This window comes from Pelagibius sp., from assembly GCF_965227505.1.
In the GTDB taxonomy this organism is placed as follows: Bacteria; Pseudomonadota; Alphaproteobacteria; order Kiloniellales; family Kiloniellaceae; genus Pelagibius.
Map to the genome: position 1 here is coordinate 991,084 of NZ_OZ245757.1, position 25,417 is coordinate 1,016,500.

Annotated in this window: 23 protein-coding genes and 1 pseudogene; 7 read left to right on the top strand and 17 right to left on the bottom strand. The window is 65.0% G+C overall.

Annotation, left to right across the window (positions count from 1 at the left end):
- The first annotated feature begins 5 nt into the window (after nt 1-5).
- Nucleotides 6-1,814, top strand: coding sequence for a hypothetical protein (locus tag ACO06P_RS04745; protein ID WP_420348858.1), 1,809 nt, complete (start codon nt 6-8; stop codon nt 1,812-1,814).
- 124 nt (nt 1,815-1,938) lie between these two features.
- On the opposite strand, the gene ACO06P_RS04750 is transcribed toward ACO06P_RS04745, so the two are convergent.
- Together ACO06P_RS04750 and fliI are read right to left on the bottom strand one after the other, a co-directional pair.
- A complete protein-coding gene (locus ACO06P_RS04750) occupies nt 1,939-2,364 on the bottom strand; it encodes a flagellar FliJ family protein (protein ID WP_420348859.1) in 426 nt (141 codons plus the stop codon).
- A gap of 284 nt (nt 2,365-2,648) precedes the next feature.
- A pseudogene (fliI, locus tag ACO06P_RS04755) lies at nt 2,649-3,965 on the bottom strand (flagellar protein export ATPase FliI); the annotation flags it as partial.
- A gap of 240 nt (nt 3,966-4,205) precedes the next feature.
- On the opposite strand from fliI, the gene ctrA reads away from it, so the two are divergent.
- Nucleotides 4,206-4,925 (top strand): response regulator transcription factor CtrA, encoded by a 720-nt coding sequence (gene ctrA / locus ACO06P_RS04760; protein ID WP_420348860.1) that lies wholly within the window; start codon nt 4,206-4,208, stop codon nt 4,923-4,925.
- Nucleotides 4,926-5,030: 105 nt separating this feature from the next.
- On the opposite strand, the gene ACO06P_RS04765 is transcribed toward ctrA, so the two are convergent.
- The 5 genes from ACO06P_RS04765 to ACO06P_RS04785 form a co-directional block, all read right to left on the bottom strand.
- Nucleotides 5,031-5,873 carry a CheR family methyltransferase gene (locus ACO06P_RS04765; RefSeq protein WP_420348861.1) on the bottom strand — a complete coding sequence of 281 codons (843 nt, stop codon included), beginning with the start codon at nt 5,871-5,873 and terminating at the stop codon, nt 5,031-5,033.
- The gene (locus ACO06P_RS04770) at nt 5,870-7,021 is read right to left on the bottom strand and encodes a protein-glutamate methylesterase/protein-glutamine glutaminase (RefSeq protein ID WP_420348862.1); all 1,152 of its coding nucleotides are present in this window, start codon (nt 7,019-7,021) and stop codon (nt 5,870-5,872) included. Before ACO06P_RS04770 ends, ACO06P_RS04765 begins: the two co-directional genes overlap by 4 nt.
- Nucleotides 7,021-7,386 carry a response regulator gene (locus ACO06P_RS04775; RefSeq protein WP_420348863.1) on the bottom strand — a complete coding sequence of 122 codons (366 nt, stop codon included), beginning with the start codon at nt 7,384-7,386 and terminating at the stop codon, nt 7,021-7,023. The genes ACO06P_RS04770 and ACO06P_RS04775 overlap by 1 nt, the downstream gene beginning before the upstream one ends.
- Before the next feature lie 90 nt (nt 7,387-7,476).
- On the bottom strand, nt 7,477-7,974 hold the full coding sequence (locus tag ACO06P_RS04780) for a chemotaxis protein CheW (protein ID WP_420348864.1): 498 nt from the start codon (nt 7,972-7,974) through the stop codon (nt 7,477-7,479).
- Nucleotides 7,971-10,907 (bottom strand): chemotaxis protein CheW, encoded by a 2,937-nt coding sequence (locus tag ACO06P_RS04785; protein ID WP_420348865.1) that lies wholly within the window; start codon nt 10,905-10,907, stop codon nt 7,971-7,973. The genes ACO06P_RS04780 and ACO06P_RS04785 overlap by 4 nt, the downstream gene beginning before the upstream one ends.
- A 606-nt stretch (nt 10,908-11,513) precedes the next feature.
- On the opposite strand from ACO06P_RS04785, the gene ACO06P_RS04790 reads away from it, so the two are divergent.
- The gene (locus ACO06P_RS04790) at nt 11,514-13,142 is read left to right on the top strand and encodes an ABC transporter permease (RefSeq protein ID WP_420348866.1); all 1,629 of its coding nucleotides are present in this window, start codon (nt 11,514-11,516) and stop codon (nt 13,140-13,142) included.
- A gap of 45 nt (nt 13,143-13,187) precedes the next feature.
- Here the strand turns inward: ACO06P_RS04790 and ACO06P_RS04795 are convergent, their stop codons facing one another.
- Nucleotides 13,188-14,102, bottom strand: coding sequence for a sugar phosphate isomerase/epimerase family protein (locus tag ACO06P_RS04795; protein WP_420348867.1), 915 nt, complete (start codon nt 14,100-14,102; stop codon nt 13,188-13,190).
- A 176-nt stretch (nt 14,103-14,278) separates the two neighbouring features.
- Entirely contained in the window at nt 14,279-15,310 is a 1,032-nt protein-coding gene (locus ACO06P_RS04800; RefSeq protein WP_421935154.1) for a Fe(3+) ABC transporter substrate-binding protein, read from the bottom strand.
- A gap of 329 nt (nt 15,311-15,639) precedes the next feature.
- Between ACO06P_RS04800 and ACO06P_RS04805 the strand changes: the two genes are divergently transcribed.
- Nucleotides 15,640-16,227, top strand: a complete 588-nt coding sequence (locus ACO06P_RS04805; RefSeq protein WP_420348868.1) for a hypothetical protein — start codon at nt 15,640-15,642, stop codon at nt 16,225-16,227.
- A 71-nt stretch (nt 16,228-16,298) separates the two neighbouring features.
- Nucleotides 16,299-17,993, top strand: coding sequence for a methyl-accepting chemotaxis protein (locus ACO06P_RS04810; RefSeq protein WP_420348869.1), 1,695 nt, complete (start codon nt 16,299-16,301; stop codon nt 17,991-17,993).
- Nucleotides 17,994-18,080: 87 nt separating this feature from the next.
- Here ACO06P_RS04810 and ACO06P_RS04815 read toward each other — a convergent pair whose 3' ends face one another.
- The gene (locus ACO06P_RS04815; protein ID WP_420348870.1) at nt 18,081-18,722 is read right to left on the bottom strand and encodes a histidine phosphotransferase family protein; all 642 of its coding nucleotides are present in this window, start codon (nt 18,720-18,722) and stop codon (nt 18,081-18,083) included.
- Nucleotides 18,723-18,832: 110 nt separating this feature from the next.
- On the opposite strand from ACO06P_RS04815, the gene ACO06P_RS04820 reads away from it, so the two are divergent.
- Together ACO06P_RS04820 and ACO06P_RS04825 are read left to right on the top strand one after the other, a co-directional pair.
- Entirely contained in the window at nt 18,833-19,012 is a 180-nt protein-coding gene (locus tag ACO06P_RS04820) for a DUF3553 domain-containing protein (RefSeq protein WP_420348871.1), read from the top strand.
- Nucleotides 18,996-20,213, top strand: coding sequence for an ankyrin repeat domain-containing protein (locus tag ACO06P_RS04825; RefSeq protein WP_420348872.1), 1,218 nt, complete (start codon nt 18,996-18,998; stop codon nt 20,211-20,213). The genes ACO06P_RS04820 and ACO06P_RS04825 overlap by 17 nt, the downstream gene beginning before the upstream one ends.
- 109 nt (nt 20,214-20,322) lie before the next feature.
- Here ACO06P_RS04825 and ACO06P_RS04830 read toward each other — a convergent pair whose 3' ends face one another.
- The 7 genes from ACO06P_RS04830 to fdh3B all read right to left on the bottom strand — a co-directional run bounded on the left by ACO06P_RS04830 (nt 20,323) and on the right by fdh3B (nt 25,415).
- Nucleotides 20,323-20,445, bottom strand: coding sequence for a hypothetical protein (locus ACO06P_RS04830; protein ID WP_420348873.1), 123 nt, complete (start codon nt 20,443-20,445; stop codon nt 20,323-20,325).
- An 88-nt stretch (nt 20,446-20,533) separates the two neighbouring features.
- A complete protein-coding gene (locus ACO06P_RS04835; protein ID WP_420348874.1) occupies nt 20,534-21,913 on the bottom strand; it encodes a c-type cytochrome in 1,380 nt (459 codons plus the stop codon).
- Nucleotides 21,914-21,944: 31 nt separating this feature from the next.
- Complete coding sequence (locus tag ACO06P_RS04840; protein ID WP_420348875.1) at nt 21,945-22,628, bottom strand: hypothetical protein; 684 nt, start codon at nt 22,626-22,628, stop codon at nt 21,945-21,947.
- Nucleotides 22,629-22,764: 136 nt separating this feature from the next.
- The gene (locus ACO06P_RS04845) at nt 22,765-23,106 is read right to left on the bottom strand and encodes a hypothetical protein (RefSeq protein ID WP_420348876.1); all 342 of its coding nucleotides are present in this window, start codon (nt 23,104-23,106) and stop codon (nt 22,765-22,767) included.
- Nucleotides 23,107-23,144: 38 nt separating this feature from the next.
- A complete protein-coding gene (locus ACO06P_RS04850; RefSeq protein WP_420348877.1) occupies nt 23,145-24,290 on the bottom strand; it encodes a formate dehydrogenase subunit gamma in 1,146 nt (381 codons plus the stop codon).
- A 112-nt stretch (nt 24,291-24,402) separates the two neighbouring features.
- The gene (locus tag ACO06P_RS04855) at nt 24,403-24,594 is read right to left on the bottom strand and encodes a hypothetical protein (RefSeq protein ID WP_420348878.1); all 192 of its coding nucleotides are present in this window, start codon (nt 24,592-24,594) and stop codon (nt 24,403-24,405) included.
- A gap of 224 nt (nt 24,595-24,818) precedes the next feature.
- The gene (fdh3B, locus tag ACO06P_RS04860; RefSeq protein WP_420348879.1) at nt 24,819-25,415 is read right to left on the bottom strand and encodes a formate dehydrogenase FDH3 subunit beta; all 597 of its coding nucleotides are present in this window, start codon (nt 25,413-25,415) and stop codon (nt 24,819-24,821) included.
- Nucleotides 25,416-25,417 lie beyond the last annotated feature (2 nt).

The window sequence follows — 25,417 nt, forward strand, 5'->3', positions numbered from 1 at the left end:
GAGCGATGCGCAGCTTCACCTCCGGAGTAAGTCCAGGCGCGGCGCGCGCGCTGCCGACCGCCATCCCCGAGATCGCCGCCCGCCTCGTCGACCCCGCCCCCGAGGTCGCCCGGCTGAGCGCGGGCCAGTTGCTGCGCGGGCAGGTGATCGGCCAGGACGAAGCCGGGCAGTTGCTCATCCAGACCAAGCTCGCCGTCGTGAAACTCGCAGTCGCCCGCAGCCTGGCGGTCGGCAGCGAAGTGATCCTCCAGGTGCGCGCAGGCGGCACCCAGGCTGGCCTCAGCGTCATCCCCGTGGAAGGCGCGGCCCAGGCGCCCGTCGGCGGAGACGACACGGCACGGCCTGCTTTGGTCAGCGGCCCGGCCGGCCCAGGCGTCCGGCCGGCGGCGGTGCCCCAACTCATCGCCGACTTTGTTTCCAGCGCCTCCCTGCTTCGCGCGGTCTTGCAGACGGCTCCGCCGCTGCCCCTACTCGCCGGGCTGCCCAGCGCCGAACCCGGCAGCGAGCTGCTCTTGCGCATCCTCGCCATCGCAACGCCACAACGCGGCACCGCACCGGCTGCCGCCGGCCCGGGCGGATCTCCCAGCCCGGGCAGCACCCCGGGGCCGGCGGGCCAGCCCGCCCCCCCGGCGCCCACCGTCAACCCGGGCGGCAACAGCCCGCAGCCGGCGCCTCCGGGCCAACCGCTGACGTCTGCGGGCGGACAGGGCGGTGGAACAGCCGGCGCGGTCGCCGGCGTCCCCCGGCAGCAGCCCGCCGCGCAAGGTACCAACAGCGCCGGGGGCGAGCCGGGACTCCGCCTGGCGCCGCAGACCTCGGCCATCGGCGCAGGGCGCAACGTGACAGCCGCCCTTCAGGGCATGACCGCAGCGGGCGCCGCCCAGGCCGCAGGTGCGACGCCGGCGGGTATCAATGCCGCAGCGCCTGGCGCGCCCGCGCCCGCCCCGGACGCCCCGGCGACCCAGGCGGCAGACGGCAGGACGCTGCGCCTGACCGGGCTGGTGACCACCAAGGCAGCCGGCGCCCCAACGATCCTCCACACGCCGCTGGGCAGCATTACCCTGAAGGCGCCCATCGATCTGCCCCCCGGGAGCAGCGTGTCGCTGGAAATCCTGCTGCCGGAGGGCGGCCGCCCACCCGCTCTGCCGCCCGGGCTCTCCGTCGCCTGGCCCACGCCGGAGGGTCTGGAGGACACCCTGCTTGCCAATCTGCCGCCGGCCCAGGCCGAGGCACTGTTGCGCGCGCTCCCCCAGGTCAGCCCCCGGCTGAGCTCCGGGCTGCTGTTCTTTCTGACCGCCATCAATCAGGGCAACCCGCTGGCGTGGCTGGCCGGACCGGCCGCTGCGCTGGAGCGGGGCGAGCGCAGCGAGTTCCTGGACCGTCTCGGCCGGGAACTGACAGGGCTCAGCCGCAGCGTCGAAGCGGCAAGCGGCGATTGGCGGATGTTTCAGATCCCGGTCTGGAGCGATCAGGGCCTGCGCGAGCTGCGGCTGTTCTTCCGCCAGCATGACGGTGGCGGCCAGGCCGGCGCCGCGGGCGAGGAGACTGCCACGCGCTTTGTGCTGGAACTGGAACTCAGGCGTCACGGCGAACTGCAACTCGACGGTCTGATCCGCGGCCAGCAATTCGACCTCATCCTGCGCAGTCGCCAGCGCCTCTCGCCTCCGCTGCGCGCGGATCTCCTGGCGCTCTTTGAAGAAACGAATGCAATCGCCGGCTATCGCGGGCAGCTGCTGTTCCAGACCTCCCAGGACTGGGAGCACATTCATCCGGCCACCAAGCCCGGCGGCCTGGAGCCGGTGCTCGAAGTCTAAGGTGGAACACCGGCTGTCCGCCGGTATCGATCGCCGTGTCGATCGCGGGCCGGCCGGGGGCTAACGCGCGGCGGTTATCGACTGCCCAGCGGTTATCGACTGCCCGGCAGCGGGCGTGTGGGCGTCAGTCCGCCCCGGCGGCGCGGCGACGGTGTATCTCCAGCCCGGTCTCATCGGCCAGGACCTGCTCACGCTTGGATTGCTTCTCGGCCTCGCGCCGGCGCTGGTTGTTGTGAGCCGTCTCGTACTTCTTCAGTTCCTGAAAAGCGTCAGCGATCTCTTCGCGCGCGGCGCTGATCGAACGGTCGACTTCGGCAACCGACTCCTCGATCTTCTGGCGACGCTCCAGGGTCGCGCGGATGAAGGCCGGCAGCGAGATGCTGGTCACATCTGCGCGGGCCGCCGCCTCCTTTTCGCGCCTCAGTTCGTCTTCCAGAGCCTCGACGTTCCCTTGCAGGCGCTCGCGCAGGCGCTCAAGCTCGGCCAGCTTCTGCCGCTTTTCATCCAGGTTCCAACGATGCAGACGCATCAATTGATTTAGAGCCGCCACGATCTTCTATCTCCTGAAGGTACGTCTTATCTCGTTGCCTCGACATCCGGGGCCGCCCCCGCTGCCGCGGAGGTTTTCTTGCTGCGCCGCAGGTTCAACGCTTCGGTCATGCGCTGGCGTCGCTTCTCAAGGTCTTCGGCCCGGTTGCGGACACGCAGGGCTGCCGCGGCCGCCTCGGCAGTCTCGCCGCTGGATGGGCCCTGCGCCGCCTCAGGCGCCGCGCCGCCGTCCTCCGGCAGGCTGTCTTGCCCCTCCCCCGGGGCTGCCGTCTCTGTCGCGGGATCGGGCAGTCCAAGCAGCGCAGCAAGCTGTGCATAGCCCTCGGCCAGCGTGCTGCAGTCTTCCTTTCTCTGCCCGAGAAAGTCTTCGATGGCCTGATAGTATTGGATCGCCTCGTCGATCGCCGGATCGCTGCCCTGCTTGTAGGCGCCGATGCGGATCAACTCGGCCATGTTTTCGTAAGTGGAGAGCAGCCCGCGCGCACGGTCGACGAGGCTGTTCTCGCCATCGCTGTTGCAGCCCGGCATCGTGCGCGACACACTGCGCAGCAGGTTGATTGCGGGAAAGCGGTTCCGCTCCGCAACCGCGCGCTCCAGGATGATGTGTCCGTCCAGAATACCACGCACCGCATCGGCGATCGGTTCGTTGTGGTCGTCGCCTTCCACCAGAACCGTGAAGAGGCCGGTGATGGAGCCGCGGTCGATGCCGGGCCCGGCCCGCTCGAGCAACCGCGGCAACTCGGCAAAGACCGAGGGCGTGTAGCCTTTGCTGGCCGGCGGTTCTCCGGCGGAGAGGCCGATCTCGCGCAGAGCCATGGCAAAGCGGGTCACCGAGTCCATCAGGCAGAGAACGTCCTGGCCCTGATCGCGAAAGTACTCCCCGAGGGTTACCGTCAGGTGGGCCGCCTGGCGGCGCATCAGCGGCGGCTCGTCGGAGGTCGCCACCACCACGACCGAGCGGGCAAGGCCCTCCGGACCCAGGTCGTCCTCGAGCCATTCCTGGACCTCGCGGCCCCGCTCTCCAATCAGGCCGATCACGTTGACGTCGTCCTTGGCGTAGCGGGCCAGCATCGACAGCAGCACCGACTTGCCGACACCCGATCCGGCAAAGATGCCCATGCGCTGGCCCTTGCAGCAGGACAGAAATGTGTTGATGGCGCGCACGCCGAGATCGATCTTGCCGCCGAGCCTCATCCGGCTGTGTGCCGGCGGGGGCGCGCTGCGCAAGGCATAAGCGAGGGGCCCGCTGGGCAGTGGCCCCTTGCCGTCAATCGGCTCGCCCATGGCGTTGACGACGCGCCCGAGCCAGGCCGCGGTCGGCCGGACCGCAGGCTCGCTTTCCAGAACCTCGGCCTTGCAGCCCAGACCGACACCCTCCAGCGACCCGAAGGGCATCAGCAGGGCGCGTTTGTTGCGAAATCCGATCACCTCGCAGACGACCCTGCGCCCGCCCCTAGCGGTAACGGCACAGCGCGATCCAATGGAAAGGGCCTGGTCGAGGCCGGCCACCTCGACCAGAAGGCCAAGAATTCCGGCGACGCGACCATAAAGACGGTAGTCCGCCACTTGACCGATTTCCTTAACAAATGCGGAAACAACCATCTGTCGATCGACCTTGGAGGGGTGCAAGACCCGATGAAACTCACCTCTCGGGCAAGTGTCGGCGATCGGACTTAAGGTTGGGTAAAATCCGGGGAACGGGGGCCGGATCGCACAAAAATGCCCGAAAGCAGCCAAACAGTTGCCCCCAAGCAGCGCCGGTAAGAATTTATTAACAAAGGTTCGGCAAAATGGTTAATAATCAAGTCTCAGGCGAACTATACGGGCTTTAGGTCAAACATCATGCGAGTTCTGCTTGTCGAAGACGATACCGCGACCGCACAGGGCATTGAAATGATGCTGCGGTCGGAAGGTTATGTTTGTGACACCACCGATATGGGCGAAGACGGCCTGGAAATCGGCAAACTTTACGACTACGACATCATCATCCTGGATCTCATGCTGCCGGATATGGACGGCTATGAGGTCCTGCGCCGCCTGAGGGCGGCACGGGTGAAGACGCCGATCCTGATCCTCTCCGGCCTCTCGGGCCTGGACGACAAGATCAAGGGTCTGGGCGTCGGTGCCGACGACTACCTGACCAAGCCGTTCGACAAGCGAGAGCTGGTTGCGCGCATTCAGGCCATCGTGCGCCGCTCCAAGGGCCATTCGGACTCGGTGATCTCCACCGGAAAGCTGACGGTGAACCTGGACACCCGCACCGTCGAGGTGGACAGCCAGCCCCTTCACCTGACCGGTAAGGAGTATGGCATTCTCGAGCTCCTTTCCCTGCGCAAGGGCACGACCCTGACCAAGGAGATGTTCCTCAATCATCTCTACGGCGGCATGGACGAGCCTGAACTGAAGATCATCGATGTCTTCGTCTGCAAGCTGCGCAAGAAGCTGGCGAACGCGACCGGCGGCGAGAACTACATCGAAACCGTCTGGGGCCGCGGCTATGTGCTGCGCGATCCGGTCAACGCCGAAGGCAGCGAGCCCACGAAGCAGGCGGCCAACGCGTGAGGCACGATTTGAGCGCCGGCTAGGCGAGGCGCCACAAAACAGAGGGCCGGCTTCCTTCGGGAGCCGGCCCTTTCTGTATCTGCTGTATCGATGTTCGCTGATGCGTCAGCCGGCCTTGCGGTCAAGCTCTGCCGGAGTGTCCGACAGACGATAGATGCCCCGCTGTCCCGGAATCACCTCGAAAGCATCGGAGATGCCGAGCACGGTTTCGGCCCCCCCAAGATAGAGGAAGCCGTCATTGGGCATAATCTGCGCCAGGCGCCCGAGCACCTGGCCTTTGGTTTCCTGATCGAAGTAGATCAGAACGTTGCGGCAGAAGATCACATCGAAACGGCCCAGGGCGGAAGGACTGTCCAGCAGGTTGAACGGCTGAAACTTCACCATATGCCGGATCTCGTCGCTGATCCGCCACTTGTCGCCCTCCTGCGTGAAGTACTTCATCAGCAGGGTAATGGGCAGGCCGCGCTGAACCTCGAACTGGGAGTAGAGCCCTTCCTTGGCCTTGCCGAGGATCTCCGTCGAGAGGTCGGTGGCGACGATGTCGACGGTCCAACCCGCCAGTTTTGCCGCTTCCTCCTTCAGGATCATCGCCAGGGTATAGGGTTCCTGTCCGCTGGAGCAGGCCGCGCTCCAGATGCGAATCTTCTTCTGACCCCCGCGCGTCTCCAGCAGGTGCGGCAAGACCACGTCCTTGAACTGCTCGAAGGGCCGGTTGTCACGGAAAAAGAAGGACTCGTTGGTCGTCATCGCCTCGGTCACATCCACGATGACTTGCTCGTCCTTCTCCTTGCGCATCTTGGCGATCAGCGCTTCAAATCCGTCCAGATCCCACTTGCGTGCAACCGGGTTCAGGCGGCTCTCCAGAAGATAGGCCTTTTCCTGCGTAATAACCAAACCAGAGCGCTGGTAAAGCAACTGCGCGATATATTCAAAATCATCTACGTTCATGCCGCCGACCTCATGATCAACTTTCGGACCTGGGGTCCGATTTCCTTGAGCGGAAGGACTTCCGAACAGAGACCGCTTGTCGCCACGGCCCCCGGCATACCCCAAACAACGCTCGTCGCCTCATCCTGGGCAATAACAGAACCGCCTGCCCCGACAACATCTGCCGAGCCCTTCTGACCGTCGCTGCCCATCCCCGTCAGGATGATGGTCAGCAGGCCGGAGCCGTAAAGCGGCGCCATCGAACGCAGCATGGGATCGACCGCAGGCCGGCAGAAGTTCTCGGGCGGGTTCTGGTTCAGCTTGATACGGTCGACGGTGCCCTCGCGCTCGACGACCATGTGATAATCCCCGGGCGCCAGGTAGATCCGGCCCGGCTGAATGATCTCGCCGTCCACGCCCTCATTGGTGGGAACGCCGGTCGCCCTGGCGATGTGCTCGGCCAGCAGGGTGGTGAAGGTGGCCGGCATGTGTTGCGTGATGAGAATGGGCACCTTCACGCTGGCCGCGATATCGCCGAGAAGTTCCAGCAGCGCCTGGGGCCCTCCGGTTGAGCTCCCGATCGCAATGATGCGCGGACAGACCATCGGCCCCTTGCGGAGAACGACCTGGCGGCCGCCGTAGAGGTTGCCACTGGCTGCGGCAGGCGCCTCGGCCGCCGCAGGCGCCGTAGAACTGCGCGGTGCCGGCGCCTTGCGGTTGGCTCCGGCCAGGGCCTTGACCTTCGCGGTCAACTCGCGCTGAAAGGTATCGGCCGAGGTCAGCTCGCTTCTCGAACTCGGCTTCGTCACATAGTCGGCCGCGCCGGCCTGAAGCGCGCGAAGGCTGACCTCCGCATTCTTGCGCGTCAAGGCCGAGGCCATGACGACCTGGACACCGCGCTGGGCAGCGAGCAGCTTGGGCAGCGCGGTCAGGCCGTCCATCACCGGCATCTCGATGTCGAGAATGATGACGTCGACCGTTTGCCGCTCCAGCGCCTTCAAGGCCGCCTCGCCGTTGCCGACGGAGGCCACCACCTTGATGCTGTTGTCGGCTTCCAGGGACCGTGTCAACAGACCGCGGATGACCGCGGAGTCATCCACGACCATGACCCGAAAGCGGTCGTCGCCCGTCTGGTCCCCGCCGCCCGTCGCGGCTTTAGCATCTGGCATCAGATAAGGCCTACCTGGGTAAACTTCGACTCGATGATGTCGCTGTCAAAGGGCTTCATGATGTACTCATTCGCCCCTGCCTCCAGGGCCTGGCGAATGTGGCTCATGTCGTTTTCCGTTGTGCAGAAGACGACAACCGGCTGTTCGTTGCCGCCAAGCGCCCGAAGTTCCTGCAGGAACTCCAGGCCGTTCTTCACCGGCATGTTCCAGTCCAGCAACACCGCATCCGGCATCTTGCGCTGACAGGCTTCGAGGGCCTTCTGACCGTCTTCCGCCTCTTCGGTGCTGAAGCTCAGGCCTTCCAGGATCTTGCGCGCCACCATACGCACGACCTTGGAGTCATCTACGATCAAGCAAGACTTCATTTCTCGGCTCCAACTTCCTCTCCGGTTGTAGGCCTTGACGGACTAGCGCGTTTTGGCCTTACCGGGTTCCCCACTTTTCTGTTGACTGAGCTAGGCCGCCTGGACCCGCTCGTAATCCAAGAGGCGGTTGACGTCCAGGACGACAAGCAGCTTCTCGTCCAGACGGTAGATCCCCGCGGAGTAGTCCCGGAACTTCGGATCCAGGGTCGGGGGATTACGCTCGTAGTCGCTGGCGTTGAGTGCGAGGACCTCGCCCACGGAGTCGACCATCAGGCTGTACAGCTCGCCTTCATGCTCGGCGACAATACTCATCGAGCCGGCTTTTTCCTTGGGCGGCAGGCCCAGACGGAGCCTGACATCCATGGCCGTCACGATACGCCCGCGCAGGTTCAGGGAGCCGGCAATCTCCGGCGGCGCCAGCGGAATGCGGGTGATGTTGTGCGCGGAGAGCACGTCCTGAACCTTGAGGACCGGAATGCCGAAAAGCTGATCGGCAATCACGAAGGTGACGAAGTCCTCGGTGTCGCTGAACGCCGTGGCCAGGGCGCCGTGCTCCTCTGTGTTCGGGGTCTGGCTTTCGCTGCTCATGCCGCACCTCTCAGATCAGCAAGCGTGTCGTGCAAAGTGTTCAAAAGAGCTTCGCGATCGGTCTTGGCGACATAGTCGCGGAAGCCGGCGTCCCGCCCCCGCGCCAGGTCTGCGGGGTTCGAGAAGCTGGACAGCGCGACAATCGGCGTGTCCGACCAGCGTGAGTCCGTGGTCACCTTCTTGGCGAAATCGAAGCCGTTCATGCCCGGCATCTCGATGTCCGAGATGATGACGTCGAAGTTCTCGCCAGCCTCGCAGAGCTCCAGGGCGGCATCGGCGGACTCGACGCAGATGACGTCGTAGCCGGAAACCGAAAGCAACGGCTGCAGCATGTTCCGGAAGAAGGGACTGTCGTCGACCAGCAGCAGCCGGCGGCCGGAGGTCTCATCGCCGGTGGAAGACCGCTCGGCGGCAAACCAATCGTGGAAGGCCTGGGTCAGGTAGTAGCCGGCATCAACCACATCGGTTGCCTTGTTGTCGATGACGGCGGTGCCGATATAGCCCGGCCGGTCGGAAGACAACTCGATGTTCATCCGGTCTTCGACGATGTCGACGATTTCCTGAACCACCAGGCCCATGGTCCGGTTGCGGTCGGCGAAGACCAGCACCGGCTGGCGGCCTTCCTTGCCGAGCTCCTGCCCGGACTGCATCAGGACCAACGGCATCAGCTGACCGCGGTACTGAACCACGTACTGGCCGTTGGAGAACTCCACCTGGGCCAGATCGATCTCTTCGAGCCGGGCCACCAGGGCCAGCGGAACCGACTTCGGCGTGTCGTCGACGGCGCGGAACACCAGCATCGCAACGCTGTCTTCGCTGCTGACGCTCTGGCGGTCCTTGACACCGTCGTCGGCCCCCTCGGCCACGGAGATCTCGCCCGTCGTTGCCGCGATGCCGTTTGGATCCAGGATCATGACGACGCTGCCGTCGCCCAGGATCGTGTTGCCGGAGAACAGCTGGATATCCCGCAGGATCGGCGCCACCGGCTTGACAACGATTTCTTCCGTATCGAAGACACGGTCGACGATGATGCCCATGGAATAGGTGCCGATCTGCGCCACCACGATGAAGACCTCCTCATCGCCGGCCTCCACCTCGCCACCGTCTTCGCCGGCCACGGCCGGGTCCTTGGTCTCCGCGGCCGGCTTGTCGTCGGCCGTCTCCGGCGCGGCAACCGCCACGGCCTCGTCGTCGGCCTCCAGCGCTTCCTCAGGCTCGGCCGGCGCCGCCGGGTCCTCGAGCTTCAGGAGGTCGCGCAGGTTGACAAGCGGCAGCAGACGGTTGCGCAGGCGCAGGACCGGAGTGTCGTTGATCCGCTCGATCGTGTGCTCGGTATGGGCGGAGGCGCGGACCAGTTCAACCACGGACAGCTGCGGGATGGCAAAGCGCTCGCCCGCGCATTCGACAATCAAGGCGGAAACGATGGCCAGGGTGAGCGGGATCTTGATCACGAACTTGGTCCCGCGGCCCTCGACCGACGTCAGTTCGATCGTACCGCCGATCTTTTCGATATTGGTGCGGACCACGTCCATGCCGACGCCGCGTCCGGACACCGAGGTGACCGCCGCAGCCGTCGAGAAACCGGCCTTGAAGATGAACTGCTGGATCTGCTGCTCGGTCATCGTCTCCAGCTCGGCTTCGTTCGCCAGGCCGTTGTCGATGCACTTCTCCTTGATCTTCTCGCTCGACAGGCCTTTACCGTCGTCGGAGATCTCGATGATGATGTGGCCGCCCTCGTGGAAGGCGTTGAGGATGACGCTGCCGGTTTCCGGCTTGCCGGCGGCAACGCGGTCGGCCGGCATCTCAAGACCGTGGTCGGCCGAGTTCCGCACCATATGCGTCAGCGGGTCCTTGATGAGTTCCAGAACCTGGCGGTCCAACTCGGTCTCAGCGCCCTTCATGACAAGGTCGATCTTCTTGCCGAGTTCGTGCGCCAGATCGCGGACGATACGCGGCAGCTTGGCCCAGGCATTGCCGATCGGCTGCATACGCGTCGCCATCACGCCTTCCTGCAGCTCGGAGACGACATGGTTCAGGCGCTGAAGCGGTGCGGCAAATTCGCTCTCGCTCTGGCTGCGCAGGATCTGAAGCAGCTGATTGCGTGTCAGGACAAGCTCGGAAACCATGGTCATGAGGTTCTCGAGCACATCGACATTCACGCGCAGCGACTGGTTGGCGACCGAGCCTTCTTTCTTGGCGTCGGCAGCCTTGGCCTCGGCAGGCTTCTTCGCCGCCGGCTTGGCCTTGTCGGCTGCGGCCGGCGCAGGCTTCGGCGCCTCGGCAGCAGCCTTTGGTTCCTCCGCAGGAGCCGCGGCCTCGGCAGGCGCTTCAGCGGCCTGCTCCGCACCGGCCTCTTCGGCGGCCTTGGCGGCGGCCTCGGCAGCCAGTTCCTCCGGCCCCTTGGCCGCATTGAAGGCGGCTTCCAGTTCGTCCAGGGAAACCTCGCCACTGCCGGACTCCGCTGCGGCCTCGGGCGCCTCAGCCGGTGTTTCGGCGCTCGCTTCAGGGGCCGGCTCTTCTTCGGCCGGCGCGGCAGCAGCCGGTGCGGCGGCGCCACCACCTTCGGCAAAGGCGTTCAGGCGCGCAATCAGATCGGAGTCATCCCCTTCCGGCTCGGCTTCGGTGGCTTCGAGCTGCTCGAGAAGGATGCGGATCTGATCTATGGATTCGAGGATCAGGGTGACGGCTTCGGGCGAAACCTCGATTTCACCGTCGCGGACCTTGCCCAGGACGTTCTCCCCGGCATGCGCAACGCTTTCCAGGCGCGGCAGACCGAGAAACCCGCAGGTACCCTTGATCGTGTGCATCAGCCGGAAGATGTTTCCCAGCAGTTCCTGATCATTGGGGTTCTGCTCGAGCTGCACCAGCTCGACGTCCAACTCCGCAAGGCTTTCGTTGGTTTCTGTCAGAAACTCACTGAGAAGATCATCCATCGCCACTGTCCCACGCTCGCCCGAATTCGGGCCACCAACAGGGGCGGTCAGGCCTGTTAACCTTTGCCCCCAGACTGTTGCGTGACAGTGGCAAAGAGAAATTAAGATCCCCTTACCTAAGCGAATCCCTAAGCACCGGAAACGGCTTGGCTTTCTAACGCTAGCGCGCTTTTGCGCCAATTTGCCGGTTGCCCCTCGGCCCTTGAGATCGCCGCTTTTGATGCTATTCAACCGGACATAATGATTATGCGGTTCGAAGCATGAGACTGCTTCTCATTGTCAGAAATCTCGGTTACTCTCCTGCGCGCTCCGCAACGGGCCTCTGCGGGGTCGGTCAGGCCTCACCGGCGAGAACACAGGACCGGAAACCGGTGGACGCCCGGTGCATGACTGGTGCGTGACCGTCTGGCGCCGCCTCTGCGGCCCCGCCCCTATCAACCCAGCCGCCCCCTCAGGACCAGGGGGATACGGATCAAAACGGCGGAACTCTTGGCAAACCTCTCGCCCTCACCTCTACCAGCCGCCAAATCCCCCGAGCTTGGCGGAGCCCGTTCGGCCGTCTTCGCAGCAGCGAGAGCCTGGCGCCGACCGCTGCGCGGCGGGCCTTTGACCTGGACTTCCGTCGCGGTCGCCGCCCTCTTCCTGATTCCGATCCTGGGTGTACTGCTCAGCCTCACACAACCCAGCAGCGCGACCTGGTCCCACTTGGCGGAGACGGTCTTGCCGCGCTACATCTTTAATACGGCTGTGCTGGTGATCGGGGTCGGCCTGGGCGTTCCCATCATCGGCAGCGGCACAGCGTGGCTGGTGACCATGTGCCGCTTCCCCGGCCGGCGGGTCTTCGAATGGGCGCTGATCCTGCCTCTGGCCATGCCGGCTTATGTCATGGCCTACGCCTATACGGACTTCCTGCAGCCGGCAGGGCCGGTCCAAACGCTGCTGCGTGATCTCACCGACCTCAGCTTCCGCGAGTACTGGTTCCCGGAGATCCGCTCTCTGGGCGGCGCCGTCGCGATGCTCGTGCTGGTGCTTTATCCCTATGCCTACCTGCTGTCGCGCGCGGCCTTTCTCGATCAGTCGGTCTGTGCCCTGGATGTCAGCCGCACCCTGGGCTGCGGTCCCTGGCGCAGCTTCTGGCGGGTGGCCCTGCCCCTGGCGCGTCCGGCGATCGTGGCAGGAACGGCCCTCGCGCTGATGGAAACGCTGGCGGACTACGGCACGGTCTCTTTCTTTGGCATTCCGAACTTCACGACCGGGATCGTGCGGGCCTGGATTGCTTTCGGGGACCGCACGACGGCGGCACAGCTGGCATCGATCCTGTTGATCTTCGTTTTCGCTGTCCTGCTGTTCGAAGCCCAAAGCCGCGGCAAGGCGCGGTTTCACCAAGCCACCAACAAGTACCAGCAGCTTCCCGGCTATCGCCTGGGCGGCTGGGCCGCGCTCGGAGCCTTCAGCGCCTGTCTCCTGCCGCTGCTGCTCGGCTTTCTGCTGCCGGCTGCGGTGCTGTTCTTCATGGCCCTCGAGGCAGGCGACGGGCAGTTCGGCCGCCGCTACTTCGAGCTTGTCGGTAACAGCTTCACCCTGGCTCTGATCACGGCGGTGCTGGCGGTCCTCCTGGCCACCCTGATGGCTTATGGCCGTCGGCTCCAGGGCGGCTGGCTCGTGACGACCTCGCACCGGCTGGCCTCCATGGGCTACGCCCTGCCGGGAACCATTATTGCCGTGGGAATCCTTATTCCCTTCGCCGCCTTCGACAACGCGCTGGACGGCTGGCTGCGGGCAACCTGGGGGATCTCGAGCGGACTGCTCCTGACCGGCGGCATCGCCGCGTTGGTCTTTGCCTACCTGGTGCGCTTCCTTGCGGTTTCGCTCAACACGGTGGACAGCGGCCTGGGCAAGATCCGCCCGTCGATGGACGACGCCGCGCGCAGCCTCGGGTCGCGCCCACTGGCGACACTGCTGCGGGTGCACGCGCCGATCATGTGGCCCAGCATGCTGACGGCGGGCCTGGTGGTCTTTGTCGATGTGATGAAGGAACTGCCGGCGACGCTGGTGATGCGGCCCTTCAACTTCGACACCCTTGCCGTCCAGGCGCACAATTTCGCCGCCGACGAACGGCTGAGCCAGGCAGCGACGCCGGCCCTCACCATTGTCGCCGTCGGCATCCCGCCGGTCATTCTGCTCAGCCGCGCCATCGCACGCGGCCGTCCCGGCGACGCGCACCCTGCACCGTAACGTCGTCGACAGGCCGGATACCGAGGCTTGGGAGGCCCATCCGCCTCAGGCAGCCAGGGTGCGGGCCTCCAGCATGTCCCGCAATACACGGGCACGATCGACGCAGGCCGCCAGCTCGGCCCAGTAGCGGCGCTGGATCTCCAGCATGAGGATCGTGCCCGGCTGCAGCGGCAGCGTCGGGAAGACCTCCTCCCACTGCATATCGCCCCAGCCGAGCGGGGCATGGAGGTCGCCCAATCCATAGGCCAGGTTCTCGGACTCCGCCGGGGTCCAGATGGTGCGCGGCGTCCCGAAGCAGTCGTGCACGTGCAGATGGCCGACCTGCGGCGCGAAGGCGCGGCAGGCATCGCCATAGTCCTGCCCCAGCAGCTGGGTCTGAATCCGCGCATGGCCGAAGTCGAGGGTGCCACGCACCCAGTCATGGCCGACGGCAGCTAGTTCTGCGGCCAGATGATCAGGCGCCGCGGTGTGCTCGTCCTGACCGTAGACGAAGACGTTTTCAACGCAGAGGCGCACACCGGCCGCAGCCGCCGCGTCACCCATCTCCGCGAGCGCATCGCGCTGAATGTCATAGAGACGGGCATGCTCGCCCTGGGTTGTCGCTTTGACGATGCCGCTGTGTATCACCATCACCTCGGCGCCGATCCCGCCACAGAGCTGCAGGAAGGCGCGGCAGACCTGCTTGTGCAGATCCAGGTGCATCCAGTCCATGAAGTTGATAGCGATCGGCCCATGCACGCTGTAGCGCAGCGGCCTTGTTTCGATGAGCGACTTCAGGCGCGCCAGTTTGTCCGGCAGGATGCGCCCGCCGGCGACGATGTCTTCGTCGCAGAGCGACAGCTCGACATAGTCGACACCCAGTTCGACCGCCCGGTCCAGAAAAGCCGGCAGCGCCTCCATGTTGGGCGATCCCCCCATGGTGCTGACGCCGATGCCTTTGATGATTTCCGTTTCCGCCATGCCCCTGCACTCCCCAGCGCGACTCCGTTCTCGTCGCCCAGTCTAGTCCAAAGCGGTGACACGGTGGTGACGGTCGTTGCCAGCCTGCATAGCCGGCTTGCATAAAGAGAAGGGGCCCCGCCACCCGGCGGGGCCCCTTCGTGCAATGGAGCTTTCCGTAACCGTTGACTATGCGGTCAGTTCCAGCCGGCCCGGTCGAAGATCTTCTGGGCGTCCGGCTGGTTTTCGCCGTAGACCGCCACGTTCAAGGCATCGGTCTCGAAGTTGCCGAGAGACTTCAGGGCCTCGTTCGGCTCGATCCCCGGCACGACGGGATACTCATTGTTGCCGTCGGCGAAGTAGCGTTGCGCTTCTGCGCTCGCCAGGTACTCCAGGAACTTCACGGCCGCTTCCTGGTGCGGGGCGTTCTTGAGTACGCCGGCACCGGAGACGTTCACGTGGGTTCCACGGTCACCCTGGTTCGGGAACACCCAGCCGATCTTTTCGGCCAGCCCCTTGTCCTTGTCGCTGGGGTTGGTCATCAGGCGGACGAAGTAATAGGTGTTGCCGACGGCCACTTCGCACTCGCCGGCACCGATGGCACGGATCTGATCGGTATCTCCGCCGACGGGATCGCGCGCGAAGTTCGCGACCATACCCTTGGCCCATTCCTCGGCGGCGTCCTCGCCGTGGGCCGCGATGATCGAACTCATGAGGGAGAGGTTATAGATGTTGGAGCTGCTGCGAATGCAGATTCGGCCTTTCCACTTGGGATCGGCCAGGTCCTCGTAGCTCTTGATCTCGTCCGGCTGCACCTTGGCTTTGTCGAAGTAGATGACACGGGCGCGCGTCGAGAAGCCGTACCAATGCCCATCGGGATGACGCAGGTTCTCGGGAACCGCGTTGGTCAGCGCATCGCTTTTCACGGGCTGGAACAGTCCCTCCTGGTCGGCCCGCCAGAGCCGTCCGGCATCGACCGTGAGAAACACATCGGCGGGGCTGTTGACGCCTTCGCTCTTGATGCGTTCGATCAAGGCATCGCCCTTGCCCTCGATGCGGTTGATCTCGATACCGGTTTGCTTGGTGAAGTTTTCGTAGAGCGCCTCATCGGTCTGGTAGTGACGCGATGAGTAAAGGTTCAACACCTCCTGTGCCTGGGCGGAAGTGCCGAGCGCCACTACCGCAGCACAAACGGCGGCTGCTAGAGCCGTCCGGCGGCCAACGATCATTGTAATCCTCCGAGTGTTTCGCTGTGCCCTTGAGCGGGCTTGCGCAGAGATGATAGTAAGTCGCAATTGCGAAGTAAATGAAAATCATTCTCATCAGAACTGCGGATTGCGTGCATAAGGAGCGTCGGAATCCGCCCGCGCCAAGAAATCTAGTCACTTAGACTATAATCAAAATCAAGTAAAACCCAACACTGGGCTGATTTATAGGCGAGAAAAACCGCGAACGGCGCTAACGCAAAATTAAAGAGATTCGAATGAATGTGGCGCTGAAGTAAATCGGCGCACAACTGCGTGCCGCTGCTTTGGGGAACACTATTGGAGCAATAATGATGTCTAAGACCAGCCTCTTGAAGGGGATTCTGGCGGGCGCGGCCGTTTCTGTCTTCGCCTCTGCCGCTTATGCCAGCGACGAGCACGTCGCGCCGATGACCGAATTCGCAAACGCGACGGTCAAGACCTGGATTGCCGACAGCACGGTGATCGAAGCCATCAAGGCCCAGAACGAGCGCCATGCCGGTCTGAGCCAGGCTGACATCGACAAGATGGACAAGGACTGGCGCGCCCAGACGGACGCCAGCAGCCGCCCGATGATCGACGCCGTCCTGAGCAATGCCCTGTCTGCCTATCTCAACAAGCAGAAGGAAAGCATGCAGGGCCTGGTGACCGAGATCTTCGTGATGGACAATCGCGGGCTCAACGTCGGCCAGAGCGACGTCACCTCCGACTACTGGCAGGGCGATGAAGCCAAGTGGCAGAAGACCTACAGTGCCGGACCGAACGCCATCTTCATCGATGAAGTCGAGATGGACGAGTCGACTCAGACCTTCCAGTCGCAGCTCAGCATGTCCATCGTCGATCCGGCGAGCGGCGAAGTTGTCGGCGCGATCACCATCGGTGTCAACGTCGACGCTCTCTAGGCTCTAAAGAGTTGAAACGGTTCTGAGCAGTAACCTGGCCGGGCGGTTGGCTGGCCGAAGGAGTCCTCCCAATGACCGACGCAAACACGTCAGCCCCCTCCTCCTCCGGTGCCAAAAAGGCCCCGCGCTCCCGCCCGGCCGGGTTTTCCAGGCTCTCCGTCGTCCGCAAGGTGATTCTGACCGCTGCGGCGATGGCTTCCCTGGTGCTCGTTACTCTCGTTGCAATCGGAATCAATCAGACGAGCCGGGTGCTCGTGGAGACCGGCGAAGCCGGCTTCACCACCATGACCCGCCTCATCACCAACAATGCGGCCGGCGGCATCCGCTGGAAAAAAGCGGAATCCATCGAAGCCGCCTACATCGACTTTGCCAATGCCGAAGACACGGCAATCGCCAACGTGGTTGCACTCGACAAGGAAGGCGCCGAACTCATTCGCTTCGACTCCAAAACCCTGCCGCATGGCGACCTTGACGCGTTCATAGAAGGTGCAAGGGGTTCGGAAGAGCGCCTGGTGCAGGAGACCCCCACCCACATTCTGGTCTCCAGCCCCGCGCTGTCGCCCAAGGACGGCTCCTTTATCGGGTCGGTCATCATCGCCTGGTCGATCGAGCAGCTGAATGCGGAGATCACCGCTGCCATGTTACAGCAGACGACGGTCGCGCTGATCGCGCTGGCTCTGCTGGTGACGTTGCTGAGTGTGGTGACGTCGCGCCTGGTGGGCAAACCGCTGAAGATGATGACGGATACCATGGGCCGGCTTGCCGATGGCGATACCGGCGTCGAGGTGCCCGCGATGGAGCGCCGGGACGACATCGGCGACATCGCGCGCATGGTACAGACCTTCAAGACCAATGCCATCGAGCTCGATCGCTCGACAGCGGCGCGCGAAGCCGAGAAGGCCAAGGCCGAGGAAGAGAAGCGCAGGACCATGCACCGCCTGGCCGACGACTTCGAGTCCAGCGTCAAGGCGGTCGTGGAGGGCGTCGGCGCAGCCTCCGATCAGGTCCAGTCCACGGCCCAATACATGTCGGAAACCGCGGAGCGCGCCAATCGGCAGACCGCCGCCGTCGCCTCCGCCACCGACCAGGCGGCAAACAATGTCCAAACCGTTGCCAGCGCCGCCGAGGAACTCAGCGCCTCCATTCAGGAGATCAGCCGGCAGGTCGCCCAGTCGACGAAGATCTCCAACGCCGCTGCCGATCAGGCGCGCAACACCAACAGCGAAGTGGAGATGCTGGCCCAGGCGGCCCAGAAGATCGGCGACGTGGTGACCATGATCCAGGATATCGCCGAGCAAACCAACCTGCTGGCTCTGAACGCGACCATCGAGGCTGCGCGTGCCGGTGAAGCCGGTAAGGGATTTGCCGTCGTCGCCTCGGAAGTGAAGCAGCTGGCCACCCAGACCGCGAAAGCGACGGAGGAGATCCGCCAGCAGATCAACGACATCCAGGGGGCCACCGGCGGCGCCGTCGAGTCGATCGCCCAGATCACCGCAACCATCGAGGAGGTCAACGGCATCGCCGCCGGCATCGCCGCCGCCGTGGATGAACAGACCGCAGCGACGCAGGAGATCTCCCGCAACGTCCAGTTGGCCTCCACCAGCACCAACGAGGTCTCTTCCAACATCGGGGAAGTGACCAACGCCGCGGAGGCCTCCGGCGAGTCCGCAAAGACAATGCTCAGCGCGGCCAACGATCTGGCCGGCCAGTCGTCGACTCTGCACAAGCAGGTCGAAAGTTTCCTCACCAGCATCCGCGCAAGCTGACGCGCGGGGCTGCGCCTGGCGGCGTCCGGGGCGGCGTCACATGTCTTGGCGGAACCACCGCTTGGTTCCGCCGGGCATGCGCCCGCTCTAGGCGGGCAGCGCCACCTTCAGGCGCAGCATGTCCTCGCCGGGGGTATCGACCTCCAGGTCACTGCCGAGCCGCTTTGCCAGAACCCGCGTGAAATAGCTGTGGGCCCCACGCGGGCTCAATTCACCGACATCGATGGATTCGTCCAGCCCGGCCAGGCTCTCGGGGCGCAGATGGGCGTCCTGACCGCTGGCGGTGACGACCAGGGCCTGATCGCCGCCCTCGCCGCCGATCTCGACGGTCAGCTTGCCGCCCCGCGGCAGGGCCTCATGCGCCAGGGCCACCATGTTCATGACCATCTTGCCGGCGCCATCGGGCAGGCCCTCCGGCGCGGCGATGGTCGCCCAGTCCAGTTCCGACTTGGAGGCCTGCAGCAGGCCGGCGGCCAGATCGCGCAGCGGCGTGAGGTCGGTGCCCACACGTGCCCCCGCCATGCCATAGGCCAGGCGGAAAAACTGCAGAATCGCGGAAGCCTGGCGGGCGGAGTTGCTGGTCAGTTGCATCGCATCATCGGCCATACCGAACTCGTCATCGGCAAGCAGTTCGAGCCCGTTGCCGACGGCTCCGATCGGCCCCACAAGATCGTGGCAGAGGCGCGACGCCAAGAGTTCCGCGACGCGCAGATCAATCATTGTTTGCATGCTTTCCAGGTCCCACTCGCTAGCCCCAAAGTCAACATCCTTATACACTAGATTCCCCGGACGTTCCGGCCAAACGGGATGTGCTCCAGGCGAAAACAGCGAGGCAAACCATGACCTTACACCTCAGCCCCGGCATGCGCGTGCGCCACCCCGGCCGGCCCGAGTGGGGTGTGGGGCAGATCCAGTCCGTGGTGGCGGAGCGGGTCACGGTGAACTTTGAGAATGCCGGCAAGCTGCTGATCATTGCCACGGAAGTCGACCTGGAGATTGTCGGTGAAGACCGTGTCTAATGGCGCGGCGATTTGGGGTCCGCTGTCCCGCTTTGCCCGGAATCTCGGCCTTGCGCTGATGGTCGGCGCGGCGGCCGCGCCCGTCTCTTCCCCCGCCCCCGCCCAGTCGGTGCCCGACCAGGCCCTGCACCAGGCCGCCCGCAGCGACGACGCCGACCTTGCCGCCTTCGCCTTGGAGCGCGGCGGCGACCCGGAGGTGCGGGACCAACTGGGCAATACGGCCCTGCAGGTCGCCGCAATCTACGGCAGTGCCGCAGTCGCCGCTGTGCTGCTGGAAGGCGGCGCGGACCCCGCGTCTGCGACCCCCGACGACGCCTGGACCCCGCTCCACTATGCGGCTTACGAAGGCCACGACCGGGTCGCCCAGGTGCTGGCCGAGGCCGACGCCCCCCTGGAAGCCCGCGAGCGCGACTATGGCAACACGCCCCTGCTGCTGGCGGCGCGGCGCAACAAGCGCGCGGTGGTGTCGGTCCTGCTGGCCGCCGGAGCGGACTATGAGGCGCGCGACCGGCGCGACGGCAACACCGCGCTGATCAATGCTGCCTTCGATCCCCTGGCGACGACAGTCGTTGCCGAACTGCTGGCTGCCGGCGCCGAACCCAATACTGCGGCATCGGACGGCATGACAGCGCTGATGGCCGCGGCCCGGGCGGGGGCGGAAGGCAGTCTTCAGATGCTGCTGACCTCCGGCGCGGTGGCCGCTGCAAAGCGGCGCGACGGCTGGACCGCGTTGCATCTGGCTGCGGCACGTGGGCATACGCCGGTCTTCGATGATCTGATCGCGGCGGGAGCCGCCATTGATCAGCGCGCGGCCGAGGGAGAAACGGCCTTGGGTCAGGCGATCCAGGCCGGCCATGTGGACAGCGTCATCGCCCTGCTGGAGGCGGGGGCGGACATCGAGCAGCCCGGGCGCAGCGGGCGGCCGCCGGTGGTGCTCGCCGCCATGAACGGTCAGGCAAGTGCGCTCTATGTGCTGCTGAACGCCGGTGCCGATGCCGACGCGCGCGAAGCGGAGACCGGCAACACCGCGCTTATGCTGGCCGCCAACCGGGCGCGCCTGGAAGAAGTCCGCCTGTTGCTGGGCGCCGGCGCCGACGTCGACCTGAAAGCCGAGGACGGCTGGACCGCTCTCCAGGCCGCGACGATGATTGGCGACGACGAAGTCGCCGCCCTGCTGCGTGAGGCGGGGGCCCGGGAGTGACGCCGCCAAAGAAGCCTCCCCGCCGCGCTGTGCGACCAGGACAACTGAGGCCCCCTGCACGCCCCCTTTCCGGGAACGGCGGGCCGGCTTCGCATCGCGAGGTCCGGTATTACAGGCGCACGTTGGAAGTCGAGAAGAGATCCGCCGAACTGATGCCATAGAAGCTGAGAACGACGGCACTCAGAACGGCTATCAGGATGGCGACGACGCTTCCGATCACAACTGATTTCATGGGTCCAAAAATCCTCGCAAGCTGAAGCCCCGGAAAACGCGGACACGCCTGTAGGCGCACCGCAGGCAGGGAGCGAAAGTCGGTTGAGTCATTGTCCGAGCCCTTCGTTTGACGGCTCGGTTCCGGCATTCGGTTGCGCGGCGCCGGTCACTTGTTTCAGGTAGGCGATCAGCTCCGCACGGTCTTCGGCCGAAGGCATGCGCTGCAGCGGCATCTTGCTGCCCGGCGTGTAGCGGTCGGGCCCCTCGTCGAAAAGGCGGTCGATGGTTTCGGCACTCCAGATGATCGCGCTGCCGCGCAGCGCGTCGGAGTAATTGTATCCCTCCACCGTACCCGCACGCCGTCCGAAGACGCCATGCAGTGTCGGGCCTGCGCGATTGCCGCCGTCGACCGTCGTGGTGTGGCAGGCCACGCAGGTGCGGAACAACTTCGCACCACGGCCGCCGTCGTCGGAAATCTCCGACACGACCGCGACGTCCGTCCCCTCGGCGGCATGGACCGCGCCGACTTCGCTGCGCGCTTCCAGGTCCCAAAGACGGGTCACGGAATCGGCTCCCGCGGAAAGAAGCTGCCGCCCGTCCGGCGTAAAGGCCAAGGCCCAGACCGGCTGTCGGTGCCCCGTGAGAGACGTCACGATGCGGCGTCCCTCGATGTTCCAGAGGTTCACGGTGCCGTCGACACCGGCGGAGGCGGCGAAACGCCCGTCGGGCGAAACCGAAACGGCAAAGACCGGCCCGTCATGGCCGCGCAGAACAGCAACCTGGTCGCCGGTCTTCAGATCCCAAAGGCGCACCGTTTCGTCCACCGATGCAGACAGGGCGTGCTCACCGTCCGGCAGGAAGGACAGCGCGTTGACCCCGAAGTCATGCCCCTCCATCACCCGCAGCAACTGCGGGCGCTGATCGTCCGGCGAAAAGGCCCAGAGGCGGATCGAGGAGTCATAGCTGCCGGTCAGCAGATTGCGGCCATCGCGGGAAAAGGCGACGGAATTGACGTTGCTGCGGTGCTCGTCGAGCACGTGGGTGGCCTGCCGGGTGGTCAGGTCCCAGAGGCGCACGGTCTTGTCCCAGCCGGCCGAGGCGGCCAGGCGGCCATCCGGCGCCACCGCGACGGCGGCCACCTTGCCCTGGTGGCCTTCGAAGACATGCTCCAGCGTGCCGCTTTGAAGATCCCACAGACGCAGCGTGCCATCATCGCTGGCCGACAAAGCCTGCCGCCCCTGGTCTGTAAGAGCCACGGCGTTCACCGCACCTTCGTGATCATCGAGAACCTGGATGGCCCGCTGGCTTTCAAGGTCCCAGACGATGAGGCTGTAGTCGAAACTGGCGGTGACGGCGCGCGATCCGTCCGGCACGACGGCGACGCCCTTCACGAAACCGCCGTGGCCGCGCAGCTCAGCCTGCGCCGCGGCGCCGAACAGGAGCAGCGGGACCGTGAGGAGCGCCACGGCCCAGAGGCTGCGCAGCATGCGCGGCGCCCGGAAGCGGACGCGAAGCGGGCTAGCGTGCTTCGAAGGGCTCATTGGCTGTCGATTTACCGAGAGTGTCGACCAGGGGCGGCACCATGGAGCGTGCAACGCGTTCGGCATCCGGGGATTGCAGCTCGTAGTAGGCATCGCCCTGCCAGAGAACCTCACCGTTGTCCTGATCGCGCAGCACGGCGTTGATGTGGAAGACGCTGGCGCCGACATCCTGGGCTTCCTGGCGTCCGCCCAGCACGCTGTCTTGCGTGTTCGACCAGACATTCACGTTGACGTCCACCTGCACGTTGTCGCCGTTGTCCTGCCGTGCCGGGTCATCCCCCCTCCCTGAACGGGCGGAGACGCTGCCCAGGCTCGGCCGTCTGGGGGCTTCTTCGGCCGAAATAATCTTGGTCTCGAACAGCAGGAGCAGCCCCGTCTTGGCCTCGGTCACGCTCCGCTCGCTGGCCTGCAGTTCCGTCTCGAACTCGCTCTTCAGCTGCAGATTGAGATCGCTGTCGTCATAGGGCGTGACCGTGATGGGCGCGCTTGTCGGAAACTCCTTGAAGGCCTGGCTGGTGATCATGCCGGGCGCCGGTGGCCCTGCGGACTTGCCGGCCTGGGCCAGTTGCGGGTCCACCGCCCGCGCGCTGTCGGGCCCGACCGCAAGAAGGCCGGCAACGACACCGAGGCAGGCGGCAACAGATGCGATCGAGACCCTCATAGCAATCTCCTGACTGTCCTTCGGCTTTCCCCGCAGATCGCGCATGACCAGCGCAGACAGCCTCGTGAAGTCAAGAATCCTCTTTGGGTCAAGGCGGCAAAGCGGCTCCGCGCGGCGGCGTCCATCCCTGGAACTCTCAGAAAGGGCGTCCGCCGCCGGCCGTCGGTGGCGGCAGGTCGTAGCCGCTGCTGCGGTGCCGGAATGAAGGCAGCAGGGCTCCGCTCTCCTGGTCGACGGCCAGGATGTGCACCTGGAAGGTGGCGTTGCTGGAGCCTTCGGGCTGCATGACCGTGAGCAGCCAGACTGCCCTGCCGTCCCGCTCACCCGGCCGCACCCGCAGCACTTCGACGCCGAACTCCTCGGCAATGCGCTCGGCCGCCGCTTCCTCGGTCACCGCCGCGGCAGCCGGCGAAGTCAGCATCAGCGCGGCTGCTGCGATGCCGAGACAGAGGCTGCGAAGTGGCTTTGCGCGCACCATCGAACAGTAACTCCTTTCCCAGGAACCTTCCGGTCGGTCTACTCGGCCGCTTGCGAGCGGCTGGCGTTCACCTCCGCCGCCCAGACCGAGTGGTGCTCGCGCGCCCAGTTGGAATCCACCTGGCCGCTGCCCATGGCGTCGAATGCGCCTTCCATACCCACCGAGCCGATGTAGATGTGACCGATCACGATGGCGATCAGCACCAGCGAGACGATGGCGTGCCAGACCTGCGAAAGCTGCATTTCCTGCAGCATCGTCAACTGCGTCGGAAGATCGAAGCCGAAGATGTTCAGGAAGGCGAAGGTCTTGCCGAAGAAAGCGAACTCGAAGGGAAACAGCAGAGCAATCCCCGAGACGCTGACGGAACCACCCCCGAGGATTACGGCCCAGAAGATGAACTTCTGTCCGGCGTTGAACTTCGCAGCCGGCGGATGCACGCCCTTGGCAAAGAGCCCGCCGCCCTTGGCCAGCCACTGAAGATCCATCTTGTTGGGAATGTTGTGGCGGACCCAGAGGAAGAACATCATCACCACGCCGACGATGAAGGCAAAGGCAAGGAAGTTGTGCGCATACTTTCCGCCGATGCTGATGGCCGTGAAGATCTCCGGGCCGAGGACCGGCAGCAGCACATGGCGGCCGTAGAGCATGTTCAGCCCGGTCAGCGCGAGAACGATGAAAGATACGGCGGTTAGCCAGTGGGCGGTCCGTTCGATCAGGTTGAACCGCTCGACCGTGGTGCCACTGGGGCCGGCATCGATCTTGATGCGTCCGCGCAGCACGAAGAACAGCGCGACAACGATGATGATCCCCAGCATGGTCCAGGCGCCGTAAACCGTGACCGGCCCGTTGCGCACGGCCCGCCAGTTGTCGCCTTCCGACTGGATCAGAAAGGCCGCCTGCGGGTCGGGAATCGAAACGGACCCTTCAACGCCGCCGCGCACGGCCCGCCACATCTCGCTGTCGGCCTGGTTGCCCAGCACGTTGCCGGGCACCTGACCGCCGGTCGGGCTTTCCTCGGCAACCGGGTTGCTCGACTGCTGCCCCCAGGCCGCAGACGTCAGGCCGCCGAAGGCCAGCAGGGCCGCGGCCAGCAGCAGTGCTGCGAGCGGCAGAAGGCCGGGAACGCGGTCCGTGCGGGCCGTGGCGGCCGGTGTCGCATGTCTCTTGTCAGCAGGGCTTTGCATCACAAAATTCTTCGTCCAGCGGGTTGGTCCATGGGGTTCCGATGAAAGGCTCCGACCGCCTCCGGCACGACCATGGGCCGCCATTGGGGTCTGCGCCTCTCGCCGCGCAAGGCTAGTCGCCCTGCAGTGACGTACGGGCGCGCAGGGCCTCAAGGGTTTCTTCGGAAAGCTCCGTGTCTGTCGGGCCAAGATAGGTTCCCTTTTCGTAGCGCAGAATACGCCCCTGCTCGTCCTCGTCGCAGGCCGCCAGGCCGAGCATCAGGACTGCTCCAAGAGATAAGGGAATCAAGGATTTCAGCGCCATAACGACTCTCATTCCTCCGATCGAGGCAAGCAGAACAAACGGTTATGGTTGGTTCTCGGTTTTACGGTGGCAACAGCCCCTCGGGCCCTTGCCGCCGTTTCCGTTCATTCTCTGCCGGCCATCCTGCCCGGTCCGCCTGGATGGGAAGGGGCGGCGCTGATACGCCGCCCCCCTCATCACGAAGCTGCCCGTTCAGGCACTTCGGTTGACGTCCGAAAGCCGGATCAGGATCCGGACTTCTGGTCGTAGGCGGTACCCCAACCCCAGGCGCCGGATCCGAAACCACGGGCGACAACGCGCTCGCGGTAGATGTCCGACACCATATCGCCGTCGCCGGCGAGCAGGGCCTTGGTCGCACACATCTCCGCACAGAGCGGCAGCTTGCCCTCGGCCAGGCGGTTGCGGCCATAGCCGGAGAACTCCGCGGCGGACATGTCCTCTTCCGGCCCGCCGGCACAGAAGGTGCACTTGTCCATCTTGCCACGGCTGCCGAAGTTGCCCGCCTGCGGATACTGCGGCGCGCCGAAGGGGCAGGCATAGAAGCAGTAGCCGCAGCCGATGCAGAGGTCCTTGGAGTGCAGCACGACACCTTCTTCGGTCTCGTAGAAGCAGTCCACCGGGCAGACCGCCATGCAGGGCGCGTCCGAACAATGCATGCAGGCCACGGAGATCGACCGCTCACCGGGCTGACCATCGTTGATGGTCACCACCCGGCGCCGGTTGACGCCCCAGGGCACCTCATGCTCGTTCTTACAGGCCGTGACACAGGCATTGCACTCAATGCAGCGCTCAGCATCACAGAGGAATTTCATACGTGCCATGA

Coding starts and splice junctions, on each gene's coding strand:
- ACO06P_RS04745 (WP_420348858.1), top strand. CDS start 6: ATGCGCAGCTTCACCTCCGGAGTAAGTCCAGGCGCGGCGCGCGCGCTG.
- ctrA (WP_420348860.1), top strand. CDS start 4,206: ATGCGAGTTCTGCTTGTCGAAGACGATACCGCGACCGCACAGGGCATT.
- ACO06P_RS04765 (WP_420348861.1), bottom strand. CDS start 5,873: ATGAACGTAGATGATTTTGAATATATCGCGCAGTTGCTTTACCAGCGC.
- ACO06P_RS04770 (WP_420348862.1), bottom strand. CDS start 7,021: ATGCCAGATGCTAAAGCCGCGACGGGCGGCGGGGACCAGACGGGCGAC.
- ACO06P_RS04775 (WP_420348863.1), bottom strand. CDS start 7,386: ATGAAGTCTTGCTTGATCGTAGATGACTCCAAGGTCGTGCGTATGGTG.
- ACO06P_RS04780 (WP_420348864.1), bottom strand. CDS start 7,974: ATGAGCAGCGAAAGCCAGACCCCGAACACAGAGGAGCACGGCGCCCTG.
- ACO06P_RS04785 (WP_420348865.1), bottom strand. CDS start 10,907: ATGGATGATCTTCTCAGTGAGTTTCTGACAGAAACCAACGAAAGCCTT.
- ACO06P_RS04795 (WP_420348867.1), bottom strand. CDS start 14,102: ATGGCGGAAACGGAAATCATCAAAGGCATCGGCGTCAGCACCATGGGG.
- ACO06P_RS04800 (WP_421935154.1), bottom strand. CDS start 15,310: ATGATCGTTGGCCGCCGGACGGCTCTAGCAGCCGCCGTTTGTGCTGCG.
- ACO06P_RS04805 (WP_420348868.1), top strand. CDS start 15,640: ATGTCTAAGACCAGCCTCTTGAAGGGGATTCTGGCGGGCGCGGCCGTT.
- ACO06P_RS04810 (WP_420348869.1), top strand. CDS start 16,299: ATGACCGACGCAAACACGTCAGCCCCCTCCTCCTCCGGTGCCAAAAAG.
- ACO06P_RS04815 (WP_420348870.1), bottom strand. CDS start 18,722: ATGCAAACAATGATTGATCTGCGCGTCGCGGAACTCTTGGCGTCGCGC.
- ACO06P_RS04820 (WP_420348871.1), top strand. CDS start 18,833: ATGACCTTACACCTCAGCCCCGGCATGCGCGTGCGCCACCCCGGCCGG.
- ACO06P_RS04830 (WP_420348873.1), bottom strand. CDS start 20,445: ATGAAATCAGTTGTGATCGGAAGCGTCGTCGCCATCCTGATAGCCGTT.
- ACO06P_RS04835 (WP_420348874.1), bottom strand. CDS start 21,913: ATGCTGCGCAGCCTCTGGGCCGTGGCGCTCCTCACGGTCCCGCTGCTC.
- ACO06P_RS04840 (WP_420348875.1), bottom strand. CDS start 22,628: ATGAGGGTCTCGATCGCATCTGTTGCCGCCTGCCTCGGTGTCGTTGCC.
- ACO06P_RS04845 (WP_420348876.1), bottom strand. CDS start 23,106: ATGGTGCGCGCAAAGCCACTTCGCAGCCTCTGTCTCGGCATCGCAGCA.
- ACO06P_RS04850 (WP_420348877.1), bottom strand. CDS start 24,290: ATGCAAAGCCCTGCTGACAAGAGACATGCGACACCGGCCGCCACGGCC.
- ACO06P_RS04855 (WP_420348878.1), bottom strand. CDS start 24,594: ATGGCGCTGAAATCCTTGATTCCCTTATCTCTTGGAGCAGTCCTGATG.
- fdh3B (WP_420348879.1), bottom strand. CDS start 25,415: ATGGCACGTATGAAATTCCTCTGTGATGCTGAGCGCTGCATTGAGTGC.